Below are 9,395 nucleotides of genomic sequence, written 5' to 3'. Positions count from 1 at the left end.
CGCGCGACCGGCATCGAGTGCCTGGTCGCGCGTGGCCTTGTGGGTCCGGCCCCGGATACGGGGGTCGAGCCGAAGTTGGTCTCGGCCGCGCCAGGGCGGCCGAGCGTCTGGATCAGCGATCAGTTGGGCTGGACGGGCTGGCCGCCGAAGGTCACCTCGACCGTGCGGCCGTCGGCGAGGGTGAACGTCGCCTTCTCGTCCGGGGCCCGGGTGCGGACCGCCGCGACCAGCGTGTCGGCCGAGTCGATCGGGCGGTCGTCGATCTTGGTGACGACGTCGCCCGCCTTCAGGCCGGCCTTCTCCGCCGGGCTGCCGGCCTTGATCGCGCCGAGCTCGGCGCCGCCCTGCGGGGCGTCCTTGACCTCCGCACCGATGTAGGTCTGCACCGCCTGGCCGGTCTTGATGATCGTGTCCGCCGTGCGGCGGGCCTGGTCGATCGGGATGGCGAAGCCGATGCCGACGTTGCCACCCTCGGACGCGCCCTGGCCCTGGCCACCCGACTGCGGGCTGTAGATCGCCGAGTTGATGCCGATGACCTGGCCGGACATGTTCGCCAGCGGACCACCCGAGTTACCCGGGTTGATCGCCGCGTCGGTCTGGACCGCGTCCATCACCGTGGTCTGGTCGCCGCTGCTGCCGCCCGCCCGCACCGGCCGGTGCAGCGAACTGACGATGCCCGACGTCACCGTGCCGGCCAGCTCGAACGGAGAGCCGATGGCCACCACCGACTGGCCGACGCGCAGGTCGTCGGACCGGCCGAGCTCCACCGGGGTCAGGTTGCCGACGCCGTTGACCTTGACGACCGCGATGTCGGTCGTCGGGTCCCGGCCGACGATCTTGGCGGCGGCCTTCTTGCCGTCCTGGAATACCGCCTGGATCTGGCCGCCGTTCGCGCCGACCTCGACGACGTGGTTGTTCGTCAAGATGTAGCCGTCGGTGCTGATCACGAAGCCGGAGCCTTCGCCGGCCGCCTGCTGGCCGCTGACCTGCAGCTCGACCACGCTGGGCGACAGCTTCTGCGCGACGGACTCGACCGAGCCGGCGGGCGCGTTGCCCGTCTGCTGGGCCGGCTTCGGCGCGTCGAGAGCGTTGCTGGACGCGCCGGACGACCCGCCGGTCAGATACCCGACCGCCCCGCCCGCGACGCCGCCGACCAGCAGCGCGACCAGCGCGACGCCCGCGAGCAGCTTCCCGCCGGAGCGCTTGGGCTCGGGCGGCGCGGCCACCGGGTAACCGCCGGTGGCGGGCTGCCCGTACGGGTTCGGCGGCGGGTAGACGCTCTGCTGGGTTTGGCCGGACGGCATCTGCGCGCCCTGGGCCGACCACGGGTTCGCATTCTGCCCGCCGTACGCCGGATCGGCCCCGGTCACCGCGTGGTAGGACGGCTCCGAGTACTGCGGCGCACCGCCGGACTCGGGCTGGGCCTGCTCACCGTACGGGTTCCCCGCCCAACCGCCCTGCGCCGGCTGCTGGCCGGTCTCGGGGTGCCTCGGCGCCGCGGGGTCGTGTGCGCTGGGGTCGTTCTCGGTCATGTCCTCACCTTGCGCGATGGTCCTGAGAGGTTCCTGAGCCGAACCTGTGCATCGCAGATGAGTATGGCCGCTCAGCCCGCCGCGCGGAGCCGTTCCGCGATCTGCTCCGGCGTCGCGTCGTTGATCCACACCGCCATGCCCGATTCGGACCCCGCCAGGTACTTCAGCTTGTCCTTCGCGCGCAGCACGGAGAACAGCTCCAGGTGGAGCCAGCCGAGCTCGCGGTCGCGGCGCACCGGCGCCTGGTGCCACGCGGCGATGTAGGGCAGCGGCCGGTCGTACAGCGCGTCGCAGCGGCGCAGCACGTCGAGGTAGACGTCGGCGAAGTCGTCACGCTCGGCGTCGGTCAGCGCCGGGATGTCCGGGACCTGCCGGTGCGGCACGATCTGGACCTGGACCGGCCAGCGCGCCGCCGGCGGCACGTACGCCGTCCAGTGCTCGCCGGAGGTCACCACGCGCGCGCCGGACTTGCGTTCGGCCGCGAGCACGTCGCCGAGCACCGGGCGGCCGTGTTCGGCCTGGTAGGCGCGGGCGACGTCGAGCATCCGCTCGGTCTTCGGCGTGACGAACGGGTAGCCGTAGATCTGCCCGTGCGGGTGCGACAGCGTGACGCCGATTTCCTCGCCGCGGTTCTCGAACGGGAAGACCTGCTCGACGCCGGGCACCGCGGAAAGCCCGGTCGTGCGGTCCGCCCACGCGTCCACCACGGCCCGCACCTGCTTCGCGCTCAGCTGCGCGAAAGAACCGTCGTGGTTGCTGGTGAAGCAAACCACCTCGCAGCGGCCGCGCCCGGGCCGCACCGGCACCAGCCCGAAACCATCCACAGTGGACGGCTCGCCGACGACGTCCTCGGCGAAGGACGGGAACCGGTTCTCGAAGACGACGACGTCGTAATCGCTTTCCGGGATTTCGCTCGGTTTGCCGGGCTTGCTCGGGCACAGCGGGCACAGGTCGGCCGGCGGCTTGTAGGTCCGCGTCTGGCGGTGCGCGGCCATCGCGACCCACTCACCGGTCAGCGGGTCCCGCCGGATCTCCGACGCGGCCGAAACCGGCGGCAGGTCGCGGGTGTCCTCGGCGACGCGGTCGGGCGCGCCGGGCTGGTCGAAGTAGATGATCTCCCGGCCGTCGGCCAGGTGTCGTACGGTGCGCTTCACGCTTCTTGGGCCTCGTCCGTCTCCGCCGTCTCGGCGATCATGAGTTCTCCCGCCCGTTCGGCGAGAATTTCCTTGGCCTCGTCGGGGATCCCGTCATCGGTGACGACGACGTCGGCCTCGTCCAGGTCGGCGATCGTCGAGATCCCGACGGTGCCCCACTTGGTGTGGTCGGCGAGCACGACCAGCTTGCGCCCGGCCTCGACCAGCGCGCGGTCGGTCTCGCTCTCGGTGAGGTTCGGGGTCGTGAAGCCCGGCCCGTCGGCCATCCCGTGCACGCCGAGGAAGACGGCGTCCAGGTGCAGCGACCGCAGGCTGTGCACGGCGACCGGCCCGACCAGCGCGTCCGAAGGCGTCCGCACCCCGCCGGTGAGCACGACGGTGCGGTCCGGCTGCGTCGACCCGCGGAGCACGTCGGCGACCTGGATCGAGTTGGTCACGATGGTGAGCCCGGGGATGGCGTCGAGCGCCCGCGCCAGGGTCCACGTCGTGGTGCCGGCGGAGAGGCCGATCGCGGTGCCGGGCCGGACCAGCGTCGCGGCGAGCTCGGCGATGGCTTCCTTCTGCGCCCGCTGGCGCACGGACTTGGCCTCGAAGCCGGGTTCGTCGGTGCTCTTGCCGACGACTGAAGTGGCGCCCCCGTAGACCTTCTCCACGAGCCCACGCCCGGCGAGGACGTCGAGGTCGCGGCGCACCGTCATGTCGGACACGCCCAGCCTGGTCACGAGGTCGCTCACGCGGACCGCACCGGTCCGGCGTGCCTCTTCCAGGATCACCGCCTGTCGCTGACGCGCCAGCACCGTTTACTCCGTCCGTCGAGCCTCAACCACACAAAATCCTACACGATTCAACACGACATCCGCAGGAGCAGCGTGGGTGAACTTCGAAACAACAGGTCAGGGCAGGCGCGCGTCGACCAGGGTGCACAACACCACCAGAGGGAGCGCGAACAAGCATCAGCCGACCGCCGCGGGCGGGTCTCAGCCGGGCGCCCCCGGCAGCCGGATCGTCATCAACGCGCCGCCTTCGGGCGCCCGCGAGGCGTACACCGCGCCGCCGTGCCGCTCGGCCGCGTGCTTCACGATCGCCAGGCCGAGGCCCGAGCCCGGCAGCGTCCGCGCCTCCGACGAGCGGTAGAAGCGGTCGAACACCTTGGGCAGGTCCTCTTCGGCGATGCCCGGCCCGGCGTCGGCGACCTCGACCACGGCGGTGCCGTCGCCGAGCGGGTACAGCCGCACCCACACCGTCGCGTCGGGCGGCGAGAACTTCACCGCGTTGTCCAGCAGGTTCAGCACCGCGCGCTCAAGCGAGCTGTTGTCGCCGGTGAGCACCCACGGCTGCAGCGAGACGTCGAAGTTGATCTCGCCCGCGCGCCGCCGGGCCCGGTCGAGCGCCCGCTCGACGACCTCCAGCAGCTCGACGCGCTCGAAGCGCTCGCGCGGCTCGTCCTGGCGCGCGAGCTCGACCAGGTCACCGATGAGCTGCGTCAGCTCGTCGAGCTGCCCGCTGATGTCCGCGACGATGTCGACGCGGTCTTCGTCCCGCAACGGCGGCGCGCCCGGCTTGCTGGCGGCGAGCAGCAGTTCGAGGTTGGTACGCAGCGACGTCAACGGCGTCCGCAGCTCGTGGCCGGCGTCGGCGACCAGCTGGCGCTGGCGTTCCTGCGAGTCCGCGACCGTGCCGAGCATGGTGTTGAAGGACTGGGTGAGGCGTGCGAGCTCGTCGTCACCGCTGACCGGGATGGGCCGCAGGTCGCCGGTCTTGGCGACGCGCTCGGCGGCCGACGTCAGCCGGTCGACCGGGCGCAGGCCGGCGCGCGCCACCGCCGTCCCCGCCGCGGCGGCGACCAGGATGCCGGCGCCGCCGATCAGGAAGAGCACCAGCGCGAGCTCGTTCAGCGTGCGCTTGGTCGGGCCCATCGACTGGGCCAGCACGATGGCCTCGCCGTGCCCGGTCGGCAACGCGACCACGCGGCTGTCGGAGCGAAAGTCCGTCCGCAGCGACTCTGCGGAATCGCCGTTCGCGACCGCCAGCTCGTCCTGCCCGAACGGCGGCGGCGAGCTCGACAGCGGGTACGTCATCACCGCGTGCTGGACGTCGGGCGCCGCGTTGAGCTGCCCGATCTGCAGGTCGGCACTGGCGAGGAAGGCGCCGGGGACCTGCCGCAGCTCGGTCTGCACCTGCGGCGAGTCGGCCGCCGCCTGCGCGCGGGCCAGCAGGCTGTCGTCGAGCTGCTGGTACAGGTTGCTGCGCACGACCATGTACGCGCCGATCGACACCAGCGCGACGGCGCCGGCGACACAGGCGGCGGCGAGCAGCGTCACCCGGCCGCGCAGCGAGAACCGGCGGGCTCCCCAGCGCGTGCCGCGGGGATCGCCGGGTTCGGTCACGGCGGGGTTTCCCTCAGGACGTACCCCACTCCCCGCACCGTGTGGATCAGCCTCGGCTCCCCCTCGGCCTCCGTCTTGCGGCGCAAATAACCGACGTAGACCTCCAGCGCGTTGCCCGACGTCGGGAAGTCGTAACCCCATACTTCCTCCAGGATCCGGCCACGCGTGAGGACGTGCTTCGGGTAGGAAAGGAACAGTTCCAGCAGGGCGAATTCGGTCCGGGTCAGGCTGATCTCGCGGCCGCCGCGGCGGACCTCCCGCGTGCCGGGGTCGAGGGTCAGGTCCGCGAAGGACAGGACCTCCGACGCCTGGCCGTTCTGCCCCTCCGGCATGGCGCGGCGCAGCAGCGCCCGCAACCGGGCGAGCAGCTCCTCGAGCGCAAAGGGCTTCGGCAGGTAGTCGTCGGCGCCGGCGTCCAGCCCGGACACCCGGTCGGAGACGGTGTCGCGCGCGGTCAGCACCAGGATCGGCAGGTCGTCACCGGTGCTGCGCAGGCGGCGAGCGACCTCCAGGCCGTCGAGCCGGGGCATCATGACGTCGAGCACCATCGCGTCCGGCCGGTCGGCGATGATCGCCTCCAGGGCCTGCGCACCGTCACTGGCCAGCTGGACCTGGTAGCCGTTGAACTCCAGGGACCGCCGGAGCGACTCACGGACGGCGCGGTCGTCGTCCACCACAAGGATGCGCATGGCGCTAGTTTTACGCAGCGTGCTGAGACCCGCCTAAGAACACACGCAGAACTCACAAAGGATTTCTCACTCGGGACCCCGCGCGACCGGCGCGTTCCAGCGCCGCCAGAGCGCGACCATCCTGACGGAAACCACGACGGCGGCCGCGACGACGGTCACCGGGCCGCCGGGCAGTCGCACAGCGTGACCGACGGCGACGAGCGCCGAGCCGGCCAGCGCGGCCACGGCGTAGATCTCCTTCCGCAGGACGAGCGGGATTTCGCGGAGCAGCAGATCCCGCACGGCCCCGCCGCCGATGCCGGTCGTCATCCCGATCAGACACGCGGCGTAGACGGTGGCGCCGGCGTTGAGCGCGATGGTCGTCCCGGCGGTGGCGAAGACGCCGAGACCGAGCGCGTCGGCCAGGAGAACGCCCCGCCGCAGCCGCGCGACCTGCGGGTGGAACACGAAGACGGCCAGCGCGGTCCCGGCGCAGACGGCGAGGTAGGGCCAGTTCCGCAGCGTCGTGGGCGGGTGGATGCCGAGCAGGACGTCCCGGATGACCCCGCCGCCGAGAGCGGTGGTGAGCCCGACCACGACGACGCCGAAGACATCGAGCCGCGCCCGCACCGCGGCGAGCGCCCCGGACGCGGCGAAGGCGACTAGCCCGACGAACTCCAGCGCCGTGAGCAGCATTTATTGGTCGAGCAGCCCACCGCGGTAGGCCAGTAGAGCGGCCTGCACCCGGTTGGCGGCCCCGATCTTGGAGAGCACGGCGGAGACGTACCCCTTGACGGTGGCCTCCGAGAGGTGCAGCCGCCCCCCGATCTCGGCGTTGGAAAGGCCCTGCCCGATGAGCGCGACGACCTCGCGTTCCCGTTCCGACAGCGACGCGAGCAGCTTCCGGGCGGGCTGAGCAGCGCGTTGTTCGTCTCGGTGGGACTGAACCATCCGCGCGGCCACCCCCGGATCCAGCACGGCACCCCCGCGCGCAAGGTCCCGGACCGCCCTGAGCAGCGCCGCGGGATCGATGTCCTTGAGGAGGAAGCCGTTGGCTCCGAGCCGCAGAGCGAGACTGACGTACTCGTCGATGTCGAAGGTGGTCAGCATGGCCACGGTGGGCGGATCCGGAAGGGCGAGGATGGCCCGGAGAGCACGAATGCCGTCGTCAGGGGCCCGCATCTTGATGTCGAGCAGGGCAACATCGGGGTGGTACCGCCGGGCGACCTCCACCGCGGATCTGCCATCGCTCGCCTCGCCCACGATCTCGATGTCCTGGGCCCCGGACATCATCGCGCGCAACCCCGAGCGCACCAGTTCCTCGTCGTCGGCGAACATGAGCTTGATCAACGAAGCCCTCCGCAACAGCCGGTGGGAGCGGCTCCCCGCGTCCCGTTAACGAAGGTTACCTACTGTTGTTCAGCAGTTCGAAACCAGACACGACCAGGTGAGGCACTGGTCCGTCCAGGTCAGGTCGGGTCCGCCGTCCGGCTGGGTGTATCCGCGATGTGGGAGACCCGTGAGAACCACTCACCTGGGTGACGACGAGAGTCGGGCGACCTCTTCGAACACTTCGGCCAGTTCGGCGATCCCCACCCGGTCCGGATGACCCGAAGTGGTGATCGCTTCCGCCAAGTGCGCACGTTCGTCGGCGGGCACCTCGGCCAGCGTCGAAGCCTTGGGCCGGGTGATGCCGCCCTTGCCGTCGGACGACACGCCCCAGCCGCCGATCGACGCGTAGATCCGCTTGCCCTGCTCCAGCGCGTCACTCTCGCGCATCAGGACCAGCATGCCCGAGCCGTCGCTTCCGGCCCGGCCGTCTCCAAGAGAACGAAGAACTGTTCGGTGACGCCGAGCAGCCCCTCACGGGCATCGAGGTCTTCGAGAGCCAGTTCTCCGCGCTCGACCAGCCACTGCGTCGCAATCGGACCCAATGCCGGGTCGACGCGTAGACCGTGGAGCACCGCGTCGCCGTCGGACAGGGAATCGACGAGGATCCGGAGCATGACGGACGCCCGCGTGCGGAACGGGCACCTGCGGACGGCGTCCAGCAGCATCGGCAGCCCTGTGTCCCGGCCGCCGTGCGCCGCCAGCCAGCCGTCGATCTCCGCTCCGGCCCAGTCTTCACTGAAGTGCTCCGAGACCCCGCCCAGCATGGCGGCGGGCGAGGCGCCGGCAAGCTCACCCACCAGGGGCGCGAAACGGCCTTCTTGCAGCAGCCGTTCCCGGACCGCCCAGGTCCCCAGCGAAGTGAGGGAGACCAGCTCGAGCGAAGGCGCATCGGGAGCGGCCCGCAAGCGGGGCCCCGTGGTCAGCTCGACCGCTCCGAATTCGGCCAGGACGACGAGCAACCGGCGGAACTCGCCCATGAGCCCGTCTCGCCAGATCGCCTCGATCGACGGTTCGAGATCGACATAGACACTTTCGGCACAGGCCAGCCAGACACTTTCGGCGAGCCGGGCCACGGGCATCGGCTCGGGCAGGCCGTAAACCGCGTTGAGCACGTCCGGCAGCACGAAGTCGAGACAGTCGTCGAGCAACAGGGCGTAGTCGGGGCCCCAGCCGCTGTCCTTGACCAGCAGACCCCGGCCGGGAAGCGCGTCGAACGCCGTCCTCCACAGGGCGGGGGCGTTGTGGAGTAGTGGCGCCGCCTTCGCCACGCGGACCAGCTTGCCCTTGACGACCCGCACGATCCGCGCGCGCTTCGCGAGTTCGAACAGGATGGCGAGGTTGGGCAGATCGGCACTGCTGCGGACCCGCTGAACCTCGCCACCCAGATCCCACTCGAGCCGATCACCGGTGTCCAGCAGCGGCACGAGCTGGCGCGCATCGGCGAGCTTCAGGGCACCGGTGCCGGTCAGCGCCCGGCCGTCACCCACCCACTCGACGAAGTTCCGCAGCTTGACCACGAGCGAAGAGCGCTCGGCGGCAGCGGCGAGTTCCGCCTCCGCGGGCAACGACACCGGCAGCTGCGGAAGCGCCCGTCCGGTCCGCTCACCGAGGTGCTTGCCGGCAAGCCCGGCGACCAGTTCGGCGTCGTACGGGTGCTGTCCCGCCCGCACCTCGGCGAGAAAGGCATTCATGGCCTCGGAGTCCGCGGGGTCGACCCCGTTCCGCATAGCGGTCATCACCCAGTACTTGGCAATGCCGAAGTTGCGTTCATCGGCCATGGCGGCCGGAAACTCGGCCGCTGCCTCCCCGACGGCGTCCTCGAGCTCGGCGAGTGAGTCGCCGGCGGGATCGGCCAGCTCGGTCTCGTGCAGGTACCGGAGGAACAGGCGCAAGGTCTCGGGAAAGAGCACGGCGTCGTCGGCCTCGGCGGACAGAGTGCGCGGGGCGTAGGAGAGGAGGAAGTCCCGAACCAGCGCGGCTGTCCAGTAAGCGAGCCGCCCGTCAACCGAGGTGTGCCGGAACTCCAACGCCGACACGACGGCATACGGATCGACCTCCCACCCCTGCGCGGCCGCCCGGCCGGAGAAGCGCCGGACCAGCAGATCTTGCCCCGCTTCGTAACCCTCGTGGTCGTCCTCGTCGTAGTAGGTCCGCACCCCGGCTCCCGTCTTGTCGACCGCCGAACACGGTAGCGCCGAGAACCACCCCGGCCGTGCCGGGATGACTTCACCCGCCAATCGCCGCGCCTCAGTTCACCACAAC

9 protein-coding genes are annotated in these 9,395 nt (G+C 71.0%); all 9 read right to left on the bottom strand.

What is annotated here, in order from left to right; translation table 11 throughout:
- Positions 1 to 119: 119 nt before the first annotated feature.
- A complete protein-coding gene (locus ACWEVN_RS26570) occupies positions 120 to 1,532 on the bottom strand; it encodes a trypsin-like peptidase domain-containing protein (RefSeq protein WP_449682647.1) in 1,413 nt (470 codons plus the stop codon).
- Between the two features lie 71 nt (positions 1,533 to 1,603).
- The gene (gene galT / locus ACWEVN_RS26565) at positions 1,604 to 2,686 is read right to left on the bottom strand and encodes a galactose-1-phosphate uridylyltransferase (protein ID WP_452053098.1); all 1,083 of its coding nucleotides are present in this window, start codon (positions 2,684 to 2,686) and stop codon (positions 1,604 to 1,606) included.
- Positions 2,683 to 3,483: a DeoR/GlpR family DNA-binding transcription regulator gene (locus tag ACWEVN_RS26560; protein WP_449682645.1), complete on the bottom strand. Its 801-nt coding sequence runs from the start codon at positions 3,481 to 3,483 to the stop codon at positions 2,683 to 2,685. Before ACWEVN_RS26560 ends, galT begins: the two co-directional genes overlap by 4 nt.
- A 180-nt stretch (positions 3,484 to 3,663) precedes the next feature.
- Positions 3,664 to 5,073, bottom strand: coding sequence for a HAMP domain-containing sensor histidine kinase (locus ACWEVN_RS26555; RefSeq protein WP_449682644.1), 1,410 nt, complete (start codon positions 5,071 to 5,073; stop codon positions 3,664 to 3,666).
- Complete coding sequence (locus ACWEVN_RS26550; protein ID WP_176174720.1) at positions 5,070 to 5,762, bottom strand: response regulator transcription factor; 693 nt, start codon at positions 5,760 to 5,762, stop codon at positions 5,070 to 5,072. The genes ACWEVN_RS26555 and ACWEVN_RS26550 overlap by 4 nt, the downstream gene beginning before the upstream one ends.
- Positions 5,763 to 5,828: 66 nt before the next feature.
- Positions 5,829 to 6,437 carry a trimeric intracellular cation channel family protein gene (locus ACWEVN_RS26545; RefSeq protein ID WP_449682643.1) on the bottom strand — a complete coding sequence of 203 codons (609 nt, stop codon included), beginning with the start codon at positions 6,435 to 6,437 and terminating at the stop codon, positions 5,829 to 5,831.
- Positions 6,438 to 7,091 (bottom strand): response regulator, encoded by a 654-nt coding sequence (locus ACWEVN_RS26540; RefSeq protein ID WP_003087851.1) that lies wholly within the window; start codon positions 7,089 to 7,091, stop codon positions 6,438 to 6,440.
- A 180-nt stretch (positions 7,092 to 7,271) separates the two neighbouring features.
- Entirely contained in the window at positions 7,272 to 7,520 is a 249-nt protein-coding gene (locus ACWEVN_RS26535) for a hypothetical protein (protein WP_452053097.1), read from the bottom strand.
- On the bottom strand, positions 7,520 to 9,289 hold the full coding sequence (locus ACWEVN_RS26530) for a hypothetical protein (protein WP_452053096.1): 1,770 nt from the start codon (positions 9,287 to 9,289) through the stop codon (positions 7,520 to 7,522). The genes ACWEVN_RS26535 and ACWEVN_RS26530 overlap by 1 nt, the downstream gene beginning before the upstream one ends.
- Between the last annotated feature and the right edge of the window lie 106 nt (positions 9,290 to 9,395).

The organism is Amycolatopsis sp. NPDC003861 (genome assembly GCF_053605405.1).
The sequence above is the reverse complement of the archived record's forward strand: the minus strand, read 5'-3'. Positions and strand labels throughout refer to the sequence as shown.